This window comes from Bradyrhizobium sp. USDA 372 (assembly GCF_053629095.1).
This window is the reverse complement of sequence record NZ_JBRJHR010000001.1, coordinates 3251897-3265276: the sequence shown is the minus strand read 5'-3', so window position 1 is coordinate 3265276 and position 13380 is coordinate 3251897. Positions and strand designations below refer to the sequence as shown.

The 13380-nt window shown below is 65.7% G+C and carries 11 protein-coding genes and 1 pseudogene; 3 read left to right on the top strand and 9 right to left on the bottom strand.

Annotation, left to right across the window (positions count from 1 at the left end; all coding sequences use genetic code 11):
* Positions 1–121: 121 nt before the first annotated feature.
* The 7 genes and pseudogenes from AB7M16_RS15525 to AB7M16_RS15495 form a co-directional block, all read right to left on the bottom strand.
* The gene (locus AB7M16_RS15525; RefSeq protein WP_172785980.1) at positions 122–343 is read right to left on the bottom strand and encodes a dodecin; all 222 of its coding nucleotides are present in this window, start codon (positions 341–343) and stop codon (positions 122–124) included.
* A gap of 265 nt (positions 344–608) precedes the next feature.
* A complete protein-coding gene (locus tag AB7M16_RS15520; protein ID WP_172785979.1) occupies positions 609–1166 on the bottom strand; it encodes an HNH endonuclease in 558 nt (185 codons plus the stop codon).
* A gap of 203 nt (positions 1167–1369) precedes the next feature.
* A pseudogene (locus tag AB7M16_RS15515) lies at positions 1370–2346 on the bottom strand (peptidyl-alpha-hydroxyglycine alpha-amidating lyase family protein).
* Between the two features lie 137 nt (positions 2347–2483).
* Positions 2484–4271 (bottom strand): flavin-containing monooxygenase, encoded by a 1788-nt coding sequence (locus AB7M16_RS15510; protein WP_453944397.1) that lies wholly within the window; start codon positions 4269–4271, stop codon positions 2484–2486.
* 163 nt (positions 4272–4434) lie between these two features.
* On the bottom strand, positions 4435–5961 hold the full coding sequence (locus AB7M16_RS15505) for an acyl-CoA synthetase (RefSeq protein WP_453944396.1): 1527 nt from the start codon (positions 5959–5961) through the stop codon (positions 4435–4437).
* 23 nt (positions 5962–5984) lie between these two features.
* Positions 5985–7169, bottom strand: a complete 1185-nt coding sequence (locus AB7M16_RS15500; RefSeq protein WP_453944395.1) for an ABC transporter substrate-binding protein — start codon at positions 7167–7169, stop codon at positions 5985–5987.
* A 51-nt stretch (positions 7170–7220) separates the two neighbouring features.
* Entirely contained in the window at positions 7221–8195 is a 975-nt protein-coding gene (locus AB7M16_RS15495; RefSeq protein WP_172785974.1) for an NAD(P)H-dependent flavin oxidoreductase, read from the bottom strand.
* A gap of 180 nt (positions 8196–8375) precedes the next feature.
* On the opposite strand from AB7M16_RS15495, the gene AB7M16_RS15490 reads away from it, so the two are divergent.
* Complete coding sequence (locus tag AB7M16_RS15490; RefSeq protein WP_453944394.1) at positions 8376–9263, top strand: LysR family transcriptional regulator; 888 nt, start codon at positions 8376–8378, stop codon at positions 9261–9263.
* Here the strand turns inward: AB7M16_RS15490 and AB7M16_RS15485 are convergent.
* On the bottom strand, positions 9260–9913 hold the full coding sequence (locus AB7M16_RS15485) for a DNA-3-methyladenine glycosylase family protein (protein WP_212256380.1): 654 nt from the start codon (positions 9911–9913) through the stop codon (positions 9260–9262). The genes AB7M16_RS15490 and AB7M16_RS15485 overlap by 4 nt on opposite strands.
* Before the next feature lie 192 nt (positions 9914–10105).
* Between AB7M16_RS15485 and gluQRS the strand changes: the two genes are divergently transcribed.
* Together gluQRS and AB7M16_RS15475 are read left to right on the top strand one after the other, a co-directional pair.
* Positions 10106–10975 (top strand): tRNA glutamyl-Q(34) synthetase GluQRS, encoded by an 870-nt coding sequence (gluQRS, locus tag AB7M16_RS15480; protein ID WP_453947187.1) that lies wholly within the window; start codon positions 10106–10108, stop codon positions 10973–10975.
* Between the two features lie 100 nt (positions 10976–11075).
* The gene (locus AB7M16_RS15475; protein WP_453944393.1) at positions 11076–12335 is read left to right on the top strand and encodes an ATP-binding protein; all 1260 of its coding nucleotides are present in this window, start codon (positions 11076–11078) and stop codon (positions 12333–12335) included.
* On the opposite strand, the gene AB7M16_RS15470 is transcribed toward AB7M16_RS15475, so the two are convergent.
* Positions 12262–13155 (bottom strand): YihY/virulence factor BrkB family protein, encoded by an 894-nt coding sequence (locus tag AB7M16_RS15470; RefSeq protein WP_172785971.1) that lies wholly within the window; start codon positions 13153–13155, stop codon positions 12262–12264. The genes AB7M16_RS15475 and AB7M16_RS15470 overlap by 74 nt on opposite strands.
* Between the last annotated feature and the right edge of the window lie 225 nt (positions 13156–13380).

The window sequence follows — 13380 nt, the reverse complement described above, 5'->3', positions numbered from 1 at the left end:
CTTAACGGCCTATTGCAATATCCGCGATGATTGTGCGGGGTCTGTACTGGACCGGGGGAACCATCGATATATCTTGGTTCATTCGCGTCAGCGGATGTTAACCTCGCTCCAGCCTAAGGCTTCATCCTTCCAACGTGAAACCGACGCGCAGCGTCACCTGAAAATGACGCACGGCGCCGTTCTCGACATGGCCGCGCGTCTGCACGACCTCGAACCATCTTATCTCGCGAACAGTCTTCGAGGCGCGGCTGATGGCGTTCTTGATCGCATCCTCGATCGAGGTCTCAGACGATCCGACGAGGTCCAGGATCTTGTAGACGTGATCGTGCTCGGGTGTGGGCATGGCCTTTCCCTTGTTTGATATGTTGCCATTCGAAACATGTATGGCGGAACGTGCGCAGGCGAGCGTGCCTGGCCCACGGTCTGAACGGTCGTCGAAGCTTCGGGTTCCTTGCTCCGCGATGGCCCGCATCCAGCCGAGGTGGAGCGGCCCGCGCCGGCCTGCTAAGCGTTGGGGATGGACACGGCGCGACGCGACGATCGGCTCTCTCTGCCTCTGCGTGACGCTGGCGTTGCAGCGAAGAGAGCAGAGCGCACCAGCTCGAACCCTACGGATCCAGCTCCGTATCCCAGTACAGATAGTCCAGCCAGCTGTCGTGCAGATAGTTCGGCGGGAAGAGGCGACCGTTGCGGTGGAGCTGGTGCACGGTCGGTGCGAACGCGGTCTGGCGCGGAAACATCTTCGCCTGCGCCGGCGTGAGATTGCCCTTGCGCAAATTACACGGCGAGCACGCCGCGACCACGTTCTCCCAGGTAGTCTGGCCGCCTTTGCTGCGCGGGACGATGTGATCGAAGGTGAGGTCTTCGGGCGAGCCGCAATATTGGCAGGCGAAACGATCGCGCAGGAAGACGTTGAACCGGGTGAAGGCGGGGTGGGTGGTCGGCTTGACGAAGGACTTGAGCGAGACGACGCTGGGCAGCTGCATTTCCAGCGTGGGACTTCGAACCGCCTGATCGTAATGTGCGACGATGTTGACGCGGTCGAGGAACACCGCCTTGATCGCGTCTTGCCACGACCACAACGACAGTGGGTAGTAACTCAGCGGCCGGAAGTCCGCATTCAGCACCAACACCGGCCAACTGCCTTGCGAGACATGTGCGTTCAAGTAACGCTCCCGGCCTCCAATGTACGCTGCGAAGCAGCATGTATTGACATACTACATGCAGCGTGACGGGATTGTGAAGCCCGTTGAGCGACTTATTCAGCCGCGGCCAATGCGGCGGCGGGGTGGCGAACTGCCCAAAAACGCCGTGATTCGGAGAGGGCCAGGCGAGGCTTGGCGCGGAACCGCCGGGCAGGCGCCGATCCTCATTCCGGTACCCGCTCCAGCTTCTGCAGGCATCGCGTTGCGCGCACCGCGGCCGGCATCTCCTCGTCCGGAAAGCTGGTCTCCCAGTTGGTGACGCCGACCTCGCCGACATAGATATCGCCCTTCGAGTCCAGCGCGATGCCGTGTGGCGCCAGGAATTTGCCGCTGGCGACGCCTGGTCCCTCCTCGCCGCCGAGCCGCGCGATGCGATTTCCCCTGGCGTCCACGATCGACAGCCGCGGGCCGAGGTTGGGCACATTGCGGTTGATGGCGAGACCGGGGCCGAGCTCGCCAATCACGAAAGTCGGGCTCTTGGCCCCGCCGCAGCGGCACAGCGCGCAGGGGCGGTGCAGATTGTTCCACTGCGTCTCGTACTTGCCCTCGCCGTCGAACACCTGGACGCGATGGTTCTCGCGATCGGCGACATAGACCCAGCCGTCGGCATCGGTCGCGATATTGTGCACGATGTTGAACTGGCCGGGATCGGTGCCCGGCTCGCCCCAGCTCTTGATCAGCTTGCCATCGGGTGTGAATTTGTGCACGCGCGCATTGCCATAGCCGTCGGAAACGTAGATCTCGCCCTTCGGCGACTGGGCGGTGTGGGTGCAGCGATGGAACGGCTCGCCGCTCATGAACGGTGCCGGCTTTGCGGGGATGCCGATCGTCAGCAGCACCTTGCCGTCGGTGGTGCATTTGCGCACGGTGTGGTCGCCGTCATCGGTGCAATAGAGATTGTCGTCGGCGTCGAGTGCAGGCCGTGCGCGCGCGAGAACAGGCCTTCGCCGAAACTGCGCAGGAAATTGCCCTCGCGGTCCAGCACCACCATCGGGTGGGCGCCACGGTTGAAGACGTAGACGCGGTCCTTGCTGTCGACCGCGACCGAGGCGACGTCGGTGAGCTGCCAGCCCTCCGGCAATTTCGCGAAGTTGTCGACGACGCGGTAGCGATGCTCGCCGCTGCCGAGAATGGCTGGCATGGGTGGTCCTTTCCTTTAGTTGCTTCTGCCGTGCAGGTCTGCATCCGCGTCGTCATTGCGAGCGCAGCGAAGCAATCCAGACTGTCTCCTCGGAAACATTCTGGATTGCTTCGCTACGCTCGCAATGACGGTGTTGCTCAAGCTGTGCTCAGCGGCGTAGCCACAGCCCTTGGCAAAATCCCTTCCTCGATCGCCTTGATCTGCAACGCCAGATATTTCGAGTTGATCCGGCATTGCGCGAGGCTCCCGGCGATGAACCAGAGGCCGGGCTGCTTGGTGCGCGCATACATGTTGCGCAGCTCGAAGCCGTCGCCAAAACCCCAGATCGGGCCGACGCGGTCGGCGATGCCATCGCCGAACAGCTTGCGCACCAGATATTCCTGCGGCTTGTAACCGGTCGAGAGCACGATCAGGTCGGCGGCAATGATCGAGCCGTCCCTCATCCGCGCGCCGTCGGCGTTGAAGCTTTCTATGTCGGAAAACTGCCTGAGCCCGATCTTGCCCTCGACGATCAGGTTGGAGCAGCCGACGTTGAAATAATAGCCGCCGCCGCGGGTGAGGTATTTGAACTGCCAGCCGGTGCCGGCCTCGCCGAAATCGAGCTTGAAGCCGACGCGCGAGAGGCCGTCGAGCAGCTCCTTGTCGAGCTGCTTCGACTGCTCGGTCAGCATCACATGCGTCTTCCTCGCGAGCGGCGTCGGCATCGAGGCCGCAATCAGATCGTTGTCCTCGAGCGTGCCCTCATTGTAGGTCGCATAGGCCAGCTGCGCCGACGGCTCGATGTTGGTGACCAGCGTGGGCGAGCGCTGCACCAGCGTCACCTCGGCGCCGCTGGAATGAAGATCCTGCGCGATGTCGTGACCGCTGTTGCCGGTGCCGATGACGATCGCGCGCTTGCCGGGCCAATTCTCGCCGTCCTCGTAGCGGCTGGAATGCAGCAGCGTGCCCTTGAAATTGTCGAGCGTCGGAATGTCTGGAATGTTGGCGATGCCGCTGACGCCGGTCGCCATGATCACATGGTGCGGATGCATAGTTCGCTTGCTGCCATCGGCGCGCCGCAGCGTGACAGTCCAACGGCCGCTGGCCTCGTCATAGGCGCCGTGCTCGAACTCGGTGCCGGTCCAGAAGTTCAGCTCCATGGCGTCGACATAGGCCTCGAACCAGTTGGCGAGCTTGTCCTTGGGGATATAGACCGGCCAGCTCGGCGGAAACGGCATGTAGGGCAGGTGATTGACCTGCACCTGGTTGTGCAGGGTCAGCGCGTGATAGCGCTTGCGCCAATTGTCGCCGATCCGCATCCCGCGATCGACGATCAGGGTATCGACCTGCAGCTGCTTCAGCCGCGCCGCAATCGCGAGCCCGGCCTGCCCGCCGCCGACCACCAGCACAGCGGGATCGCGCTCGGCATAGGCGCGCGCGGCATTGCGCTGGTCGAGCCAGTTCGGCCCGCGGAAGTCGCGCGAATAGGCCTGGCCGCGCGGCCGCGAGGTGCCGAGCTGTTCCTCGAAGCCTTTGAGCTCGTCGAGCGCGGTCAGCAGCGTCCACGCCTTCAGGCGGTCGCCGTCGGCCGTGTCAGGGATGAGCCGCACGATGCCGCTGCCGCGGCCGATCGCGGTCTCGAAGTGGAAGATCGCTTCGATGCTGTTGGTGCCGGCGCGCGTCACCCAGCGCGGCGGCGCCCGGTTCGGAGCGATCCTGAAATGGGTCGGCGCCGCCCTGGGCGCGCGCGCTGTCAGCTCCTGCGTGATCGCGTCGCGGCCCGCGACAGTCTGCAGGTTCCAGCTCAGCGCCAGCACGTCGCGCCAGAAGCCGTCAGCGAGGAAGAGCGGGTCCAGCGTCGCGGGGTCAGGTCTGCCCAGGATGCGCTCGAAGTCGTCGAGCCAGCCTTGCGCGGCGATGGAAATATCCTGCGTCCGGTCCAGCATGCGCGACCTCATGGCCGTCTTCGCGGCGTTTCCTCAGAGATCGAACGCTATACGGTTTCGTCGTCCGCCAAAAGCCGCGAACCCGAGCGAGGCCGGCATGCGGCCCTGCCCGGATGGAATATGGCCCGGAATTCCACGCGTGCGGACGCGGCCGGAGAACGACTTAAGCGCCGCCCGGCCTCTGGTCCGCCCAATAGGGATCGCGCAGCTTGCGCTTGAAGATCTTTCCAGTTGCCTCGCGCGGCAGCGCATCCAGGAACTTGACCTCCTTCGGTACCTTGAAGTTGGCCAGCCGCTCGCGCAAGAAAGCCTGCACCGCGCCCGCGGAGAGCTGCGCGCCGGTCTCGGGCTCGATGCAGGCGCATAGCCGCTCGCCATATTCGGCGTCGGGAATGCCGAACACGGCGCAATCGCGCACCCCACGCATGGCGATCAACACGTTCTCGATCTCGGCGGGATAGATGTTGACGCCGCCCGAAATCACCATGTCGCGCTTGCGGTCGCACAGGAACAGGTAGCCGTCCTCGTCGAAATAGCCGACGTCGCCGACGCTGACGAGCCCGTCGCGCCCGGCCTCGGCGCGCGCCTGCGCCTTGCCGTGGTAGTCGAAATCGGGCACCGCGGTCTGGCGCATGTAGATCTCGCCGACCTCATTGACATCGCAGAGGCTGCCGTCATCGCGAAAAATCTTGACGATGCCGCCTTCGATGGCGCGGCCGACCGTGCCGGGCTTCTTCAGCGCTTCTTCGGCCGAGTGCCAGACCGGGATGCCGGTCTCGGTCGAGCCGAAATATTCGTTGATGACCGGTCCCCACCATTCGATCATGGCCCGCTTCACCTCGGGCGGGCAGGGCGCCGCGCCATGCACGACGAAGCGCAGCGATGATAGGTCGTAGCGCTGCCTGACAGCGTCCGGCAGGCGCAGCAGGCGGACGAACATAGTCGGCACCATGTGGATATGCGTCACACGGTGGCGCTCGATCAGCGCCAGCAGCTCCTCGGCATCGAAGCGGGGCTGGAGGGCGATGGTGCAGCCGTTGCGGAAGGCCATCATGCCATAGGAATGCGGCGCCGAGTGATACATCGGCCCGTTGATCAGCACGACCTGGCCCTCGCGCGGCTTGATGCCGTAGGCGATCGCGCCGACCCGTTCGGACGCGGCGGCCTGCTCCGGCGGCATCGGCATGCGCCGCACGCCCTTCGGCATGCCCGTGGTCCCCGAGGTGTAGATCATCGCCGCGGCACGCCGCGGCGGCTCCTGGGTCTCGGTGTGGCCGTCGCGCCAGCGGTCCCAATCGGTGAGGCCCGCCGGCACCTCGGTCAGCTCATGGGAAATGGCGAAGGTCGTCGCCAGCTCGGGCGGTGTCGCGACCACGAGCAGGCGGACATCCTCCGGAATGCCGCCGCGAATTTGCGGCAGCAGGTCGGCGTGGCAGATCAGGATCTTCGCGCCGCTGTCGGTCAGGATGTAGCGGACCTCCTCGGCCTTCAGGTGCCAGTTGATCGGCACCACCGGGCTCCCCAGTGCGGCGGAGGCGGCGACCACCTCGAACAAGGCGAAATCGTTGCGCAGCATCATGGCAACCGGCGCGCCTTCGGCAAGGCCGAGGGTACGCAGCCCGCTCGCCGCGCGTTTGATGCGCGCCTGGATCTCGTCATAGCCGATCCGGCGTTCGCCACTGATGATCATGGTGTGTCCTATTCCGTTCGAGGCTAGCGATCGTCCAGCACGTCGCCGAAGCCGACCCAGCTCTTGCCGTTGAAGCGCCGCAGCTGCAGCTGCTGGAACGGCAGATAGTCGTCGGCGCCGGTGGTGACGGACATGCCGGGCAGCAGCAGCGGCAGCTTCACGTCCTTCAGCGAAGCGGCCTGACGCAGGATGTTGTCGCGGCTGAAATCATCCTTGCATCCCTTCAGCACCGTCATCAGCAGCGTCGCGTAGTGGTAGCCGGCCGCATAGTTGGAGTTGGAGAGGTCCGCATTCGGCATGTACTGCTTCATGAAGGCGAAATATTCCTTCACGCCGGGATCGCTGGCCCATTGCGGGTCCATCGTGTCTTTCTGGTTGCTCGACGAGATCAGGCCGACGGCGTTGTCGAGCCCGGCCGGCTCCAGGAACGAGATCGACGAGGCCGAGGTCGGCACGAAGAACAGCTCGGGCTTCCAGCCGATCTCGGCGACGCCCTTGATCATCTGCGAGGTGAACTTGCCGAGCACGACACCGAACAGCACGTCGGCGCCCGATGACTTCAGGGTCGAGAGCTGCGAGCTGATCGTCGGCGCGCTGGTCTCGTAGGTTGCTTCCGCAACGATCATGCCGGCGGCCTTGTCGCCGAGCGCGCGCTTGAAGCCGGCGACATAGTCGCGGCCGAAATCGTCGTTCTGGGAGAGGATGGCGATCTTCGCGCCTGGCTTGGTGCGCAGCACGTGCTTGGCGTAGACTACGCCCTCGGATTCATAGGCGGCCATGCCGGGCATGGTCCACGGATATTTCTGCGGATCGGCCCATTTGGTCGCGCCCGAAAGCACGAACATCTGCGGCACCTTCTTGCCGTTGAGGTAGCGCTGCACGGCGCTGTTGGTGGCGGTGCCGAGCGAGCCGAACAACATCAGCACCTCGTCCTGCTCGACGAGCTTGCGGGTCTGCTCCACCGTCTTCGGCGGCGAATAGGCGTCGTCCAGCGTGATGAACTTGACCTTCCGGCCGTTGATGCCGCCTTCGGCATTGATCTTCTCGAAGAACGCCTCCTGCGTCCGGCCGATCGCGCCGAAGCCGGAGGCCGGGCCGCTATAGGGCAGGGTCTGTCCAATGCGGATCTCGTCCGTGCCTTCGGCATAGGCGCCGCCGCCGGCGAGCGCCAGCAGGGACAGGCCGATCAATGCGGCTGCCAGCTTCATGATGTCCTCCCGTTTTTGTTGCCAGTCCAATCCTGTTGTCGGACCACGCCTTCAGGCGCTGACGCGCATCAGGAAATCTTCTCTCGCCTGATCGAATTCACGCTTCATGCGCTCGACGAGCTCCGCGACGGAGGGGACATCGGTGATCTGGCCGATGCCCTGGCCCGATCCCCAGATGTCGCGCCACGCCTTGGACTTCATGTTGCCGCCGGAGCCAAAATTCATCTTTGATTTGTCTGCGGCGGGAAGATTGTCCGGATCGAGGCCGGCGGCGGCGATCGACGGGCCGAGATAATTGCCGTGCACACCGGTGAACAGGTTGGTGTAGACGATGTCGTGCGCGGCGTGCTGCGTCAGCGCCGACTTGTAGGTCTCATCCGCATTGGCTTCCTGCGTCGCGATGAAGCGCGTGCCCATATAGGCGAGGTCTGCACCCAGCGTCAGCGCCGAGGCGATGGCATAGCCGTCGCTGATCGCGCCCGACAGCAGGATGGCGCCGCCAAACCATTGCTTGACCTCGCGCACCAGCGCGAAGGGCGACAGCGTGCCGGCGTGTCCGCCCGCACCGGCGCAGACCAGGATCAGGCCGTCGACGCCCTGCTCGGCGGCTTTGCGCGCGTGCTTGACGTTGATGACGTCGTGGAACACCAGCCCGCCATAGGAATGCGCAGCCTCGACGATCTCCGCCGGCGGCCGCAGCGAGGTGATGATGATGGGCACCTTGTGCTTGACGCAGGTCTCCATGTCCTTCATCAGCCGGTCATTGGAGGCATGGCAGATCTGGTTGACGGCGTAGGGCGCGACCTTCTTGCCGGGATTGCGCGATTTGTATTCGCCGAGCTCGTCCTCGATCCGGCTCAGCCATTCGCCGAGCATCTCGACGGGGCGGGCATTGAGCGCGGGAAAGGAGCCGACGACGCCGGCCTTGCACTGGGCGATCACCAGTTCCGGGCCGGAGACGATGAACAGCGGCGAGCCGACCACGGGCAGCTCGAGCGAATCCTTCAAGAGAGTGGGCAGTGCCATCATGTCCTCCCGAAACGCGGCCCCGCCGGCGGGCGGATGACGAGGCGTTTCCGTTTTGATTGTCGCGCGGGCGGATAGGCCGCCCGGGGCCGCGGATTTGATCCCATTATAAGGTTGGACTGCGCGGCCGGGCCGTTCAATAATGAACGGATCATCATTCAGGTATGAACAGGGCCGCCGATGGATTGGGACCTTTGCAAGACCTTCGTCGCGGTCGCCGATACCGGCAGCTTCACCGCCGCGGCCCGCCGGCTGCACACCAGCCATCCCACCGTCAGCCGCAAGATCGCGGCGCTTGAAGCCCAGCTCGGCACCCGATTGGTGGCGCGCGCCGCCGACGGCCTGGCGCTGACCGCGGATGGGAGGACCTTGCGCGAGCACGCCGAGGCCATGGCGGCCGCAGCGCTGCGGGCCGAGACCGCGGTCGCCGCGGGTGGACACAAGGCGCGCGGCATCGTCAAGCTGTCGATCGGCGTGACGCTCGCCTCGCACTGGCTGATGCCGCGTCTGCCTGCCTTCCTGCGTGCGCACGATCATATCCAGCTCGAGATCATCACCCATCCGTTTCCGGCGAGCGTGCGCCGGCGTGAGGCCGACGTGGTGCTGCGGCCCTTCGACAGCGGCGAGGAGAACCTGGTCGGCCGCAAGATTGGCCGTCTCGGCACGGGCTTCTATGCCTCGCGCGATTATGCCGCCGGGCGGCCCCTGCCTGAACGGCGCGGCGATTGGAAGGAGCACAGCGTCATCGGCTTCGCCGACCAGACGTCCAATGCGCAGCTTGCGCGCTGGAGCGACGTCGTCACGCGGCAGGCGAGGGTGGCGATGCGCTGCTCGTCCCAAGGGGACATGCTGGCGGCGGTCCGCGCCGGCATCGGAATCTCCGCGCTGTCGTGCTTCGTCGCCGAAGCCTATTCCGATCTCGTGCGCGTCGCCCCGCAGAAGCTCGCCAGCGTCGCGGATCTCTGGCTGCTGGCCCATCCCGACCTCGTCGAGCTGCCGGCGGTGCGCGTCGTGATCGACTTCGTCGCGGAATGCGCCCGGACCGACCGCGCGCGGCTGCGCGGTTAGCCAGATCCCGCGAGCACGCCCTCGCGCTTCTTCACCGCGCGGTAATAGCTCCACCACAGATGCGCCGCAGCACCGCGCAGCGGACGCCAGGGCTCGGCGATCGGCGCCATCTGCTTCTCCGTCGGCCGCGCCTTGAGGCCGAGCCCGATGCGGATGCCTTCCTGCACGGCGAGGTCGCCAGCCGGCCAGGCATCGCCGTGGCCGAGGCAGAACAAGAGGTAGACGTCGGCCGTCCAGGGACCGATGCCGGGCAGCGCGATCAGGGTGTGGTGCGCCGCGTCGGCATCCTCCTCCGCGAGCACGTCGAGGTTCAGCCGTTGCGCGGCGATCTCGCGGGCGAGATGCTTGAGCGTCTTGATCTTGGCGGCGGAGAGGCCGAGCCGTCCCAGCCGGTCGGTGCGGGCGCGGCGCACTGCCTCATGATCGAACGGATCGAACGCCGCCGACAGCCGTCCCCAGATCGCCGCGGCACTCGCGGTGGAGAGCTGTTGCCCGCAGACGATGTGCGCGAGCCCCGTAAAACCCGGCTCGCGCCGCCGCAATGCCGGCATGCCCGCGATCTCGAGCACGGATTTGAGACGCGGATCGCGCTTGATCAGCGCGTGAACGGCCTCTTCGAGATCGGACTGGGTTTCGAGGTGGATGGTCATGGTGTTTGGCGGGCTCTCTCCGGCGTCATGGCCGGGCTTGTCCCGGCTATCCACGTCTTTCTCACCGCGAGGCACTGTGTAGCATGAGCGGTGGTCGTGGCGCTTGTTCGTGAGGTTGACACGATCGGTCTGTGGTACCGAAGAACGGGAATGGCCGGGGACAAGCCCGGCCATGACGAGATCTATCGCACAATGCCACCCGTTTTCCGATTCGCCCCGAGCCCGAACGGCTTCCTGCATCTCGGCCACGCCTATTCCGCGCTGCTCAACTTCGATCGCGCGCGCGAGGCCGGCGGGCTTCTGTTGCTGCGGATCGAGGACATCGACGCGACGCGCTGCCGGCCGGACTATGAGACGGCGATCTACGAGGATCTCGCCTGGCTCGGAATTGCCTGGGAGACACCGGTGCGGCGGCAGTCCGAACATCTCGCCGATTATCGCGCCGCGCTGGAACAGCTCTCGGCGCTCGGTCTCGTCTATCCCGCCTTCGAAAGCCGCGCCGAGATCGCAAGGCTGGTGGCGGCGCGCGAGGTCGACGGGCCGTGGCCGCGCGATCCCGACGGCGCGCCGCTTTATCCGGGCGACGCCAAATCGCTCTCGGCCGACGAGCGCTCGCAGCTGATCGCCTCGGGCGCGCCCTATGCGCTGCGGCTCGACATGGCGGCCGCCTGCCGCCGCGTCGCCGGTCTGAGCTGGAACGAACTCGGCGAGGGGCCGGATGGCGAGCGCGGCATCGTCCCGGCGCGGCCGGAGGCCTGGGGCGACGTCATCCTGGCCCGCAAGGAGACGCCGACCAGCTACCATCTCTCGGTTGTCGTCGACGACGCGCTCCAGGGCGTCAGCGAGATCGTGCGGGGGCAGGACCTGTTTCACGCCACCGCGGTGCACCGCCTGCTCCAGGTCCTGCTCGGCCTGCCCGAGCCGGCCTATCGCCATCACCGGCTGATTTGCGATGAAGGGGGTCGGAAGCTGTCGAAATCGGGTCGCTCGACCGGGCTGCGCGACTTGCGCGCGGCCGGCTTCACGCCTGCCGCGATCCGCCAGCTGGTGGGATTAGGTTAAGTTTCTCTGGGGGTTAGCTCAACGTCGCCGTGACTCCGGGTGTTCCTCCGTGCCATGCTTGGCCGCGCGGGGTTCGAAGAGGGTACTTCGAAGGGGATTCATGGCGGCGAAGACGCGTCCAGTGCGCACCACCCGGACATCCAGGCGGCGGCCGCTTCGGAAGCGGGCCGGGCCGGCCGGCCGGGTGCGCAAGCGCAGCACCAAGGTGGTTGCGCCGGATGTCGTCCAGGCGGCGCTGGCCGCTTTTGCCCATGAGGTCCGCACCCCCCTGACCGGCATTCTCGCGATCAGCGACCTGCTCGCGACCTCCGATCTCGGCGAGCGGGAGCGGCGCTGGGCCGACACCATCAAGGCCGGCGCCGAGCATCTGGCGAGCCTCGCCACACTGTTCGTGGATGCTGCCAAAACGGGGAAGGGCGGCAGCACGCCGCGGCAGGACCTGTTCGATCTCAAGGCGCTCGCCCGCACCGCCGGCGATTCGCTGGCCGGCCGCGCCGCGGCCAAAGGTCTCCAGGCCAAGGTCGCGATCGCCGAGAAGATCCCCGCGCTCGTGGTCGGTGATTCCGTCCGGCTGCGCGCTGCGCTCGAGAACCTGATCGACAACGCCGTGAAATTCACCGACCAGGGCGGCGTGGCGCTCGCGGTCGAGCCTTGGCGTCCCGCCAAAGGCAAAGCAAAGGGCAAAGGAAAGGTCGGCGTCGCCTTTGCGGTGTCCGACAGCGGCATCGGCCTGACCATGGCCGAGATCAAGCGGCTGTTCCGCCCCTTCACCCAGGCCAATGTCACCATTGCCTCACGCTTCGGCGGTGCCGGCTTGGGCCTCTCCTCGGTCAAGCAATTGGCGCGGGCGATGGGCGGCGACATCACCGTCGCGCCGCGCCGGGGTGGCGGAGCCACCTTCACATTGACGGTGTCGCTGGACGCGGCGGGACCGGGCAAGACCCGCAAGGCAAAGGATGGCAGCGAGCCGGAGGCGGTCGCTGCGCTCCGCGTGCTCAGCGTCGAGGACAACCCGTTCGGCCGCGTTGTGCTCAACACCATCCTGACCGAGCTCGGCCATCATGCCGAGTTCATCGGGCGCGGCGAGGACGCCGTGAAGCGGCTGGAGCAGGGCGCGTTCGACGCGGTGCTGATGGACATGGTGCTGCCGGGCATCGACGGCATCGAGGCCATCCGGCGGATCCGAAAGCTGCCGACACCGCTGGCTCAGATCCCGATCATCGGCGTGTCCGGCCGCGGCGAGGACGAGGCCGCCTCGCGCGAAGCCGGAGCCGACGCCTTCCTGGTCAAGCCTGTGTCTCCGCGGGCGCTAGCGACTGCGCTGCTTGAAGCGACACGCCGTGAGGAAGCCGCGACTTGATGATCGCGGCGTTCAACTCGCCGCCGTAAACGAAGATCGCGGCGATGAAGTACAGAAACACCAGCGCGATGATCACCGAGGCGAGCCCCGCATACATCGTCACGTAATTGTTGGCGAAGCGCGCCAGATATTGTCCGAACACGATGCCTGATATCAGCGACGCCACGATGGTGAAGACGATGCCGGGCAGAATCTGGAAGAAGCTGCGCCGCCCCGCCGGCAGCCAGACATGCAGGATGATGAGCGCCACCACCAGCGCACTGATGGTGATGCCGTAGCGCAGCCAGGTGAGAATGCTTTCGTTGGATTCCACGAACAATGGAATGTGGCGCCGCGCGGCCTCGATGATCAGCGGACCGAGCACGATCAGGAACGCCATGGCGAGCGCGGTGAAAGCTGCGATCAGCGTATAGACGATGGATTCGAGCCGCAGCCAATACCAGCTCCGCATCTCCACCACGGCATAGGCACGGTTGAGCGCCACCCGGAGCGCCTCGACGCCGTTGGAGGCGAAATAGACCGACAGCGCCGCGCCGATGGTCAGAATGCCGGTGCGGGTGGTGGTCAGCACGTCATGAACCTCGCCCGAGATCGAATCGGCGACCTGCTTGGGCCAGATCTGGAGCATCAGGCTGGCGGCTTGGTCGGCAAGTTCCTTGGAGCCGAAAAAGCCGGCGAGCGAGGTCAGCACGATCAGGAACGGGAACAGCGCCATCAGCGTCGACAGCGCGATGTGGCTTGCGATCGCCCAGCCGTCGTCGGCCAGGAACGTATAGAACGCGTCCTCCAGCACGCAGTAGATGTAGCGGACCGCTTTCACGTGGCACCTACAGCGCTGCTCTCTCCCCCTGCGCGCAGGGAGAGATCGGGAGAACAGGCAATGGGCGCAAATCGGAAATCATCGCGCTACCATCTGATATTATTGGCCCAAAAGCCAGTTCGCGAAGCGCCGCGCCGGTCATTCCGGGCTCGATGCTTCGCATCGCCCCGGAATGACGCCGGAGGCTGTCGCGGCACCATGGCGGACCGGCACGCACGGTGTTAT

Excerpts from the sequence above, each read along its gene's own strand:
- AB7M16_RS15525 (WP_172785980.1), bottom strand. The coding sequence starts at position 343 with ATGCCCACACCCGAGCACGATCACGTCTACAAGATCCTGGACCTCGTC.
- AB7M16_RS15510 (WP_453944397.1), bottom strand. The coding sequence starts at position 4,271 with ATGCTGGACCGGACGCAGGATATTTCCATCGCCGCGCAAGGCTGGCTC.
- AB7M16_RS15505 (WP_453944396.1), bottom strand. The coding sequence starts at position 5,961 with ATGATCATCAGTGGCGAACGCCGGATCGGCTATGACGAGATCCAGGCG.
- AB7M16_RS15500 (WP_453944395.1), bottom strand. The coding sequence starts at position 7,169 with ATGAAGCTGGCAGCCGCATTGATCGGCCTGTCCCTGCTGGCGCTCGCC.
- AB7M16_RS15495 (WP_172785974.1), bottom strand. The coding sequence starts at position 8,195 with ATGGCACTGCCCACTCTCTTGAAGGATTCGCTCGAGCTGCCCGTGGTC.
- AB7M16_RS15490 (WP_453944394.1), top strand. The coding sequence starts at position 8,376 with ATGGATTGGGACCTTTGCAAGACCTTCGTCGCGGTCGCCGATACCGGC.
- AB7M16_RS15485 (WP_212256380.1), bottom strand. The coding sequence starts at position 9,913 with ATGACCATCCACCTCGAAACCCAGTCCGATCTCGAAGAGGCCGTTCAC.
- gluQRS (WP_453947187.1), top strand. The coding sequence starts at position 10,106 with ATGCCACCCGTTTTCCGATTCGCCCCGAGCCCGAACGGCTTCCTGCAT.
- AB7M16_RS15475 (WP_453944393.1), top strand. The coding sequence starts at position 11,076 with ATGGCGGCGAAGACGCGTCCAGTGCGCACCACCCGGACATCCAGGCGG.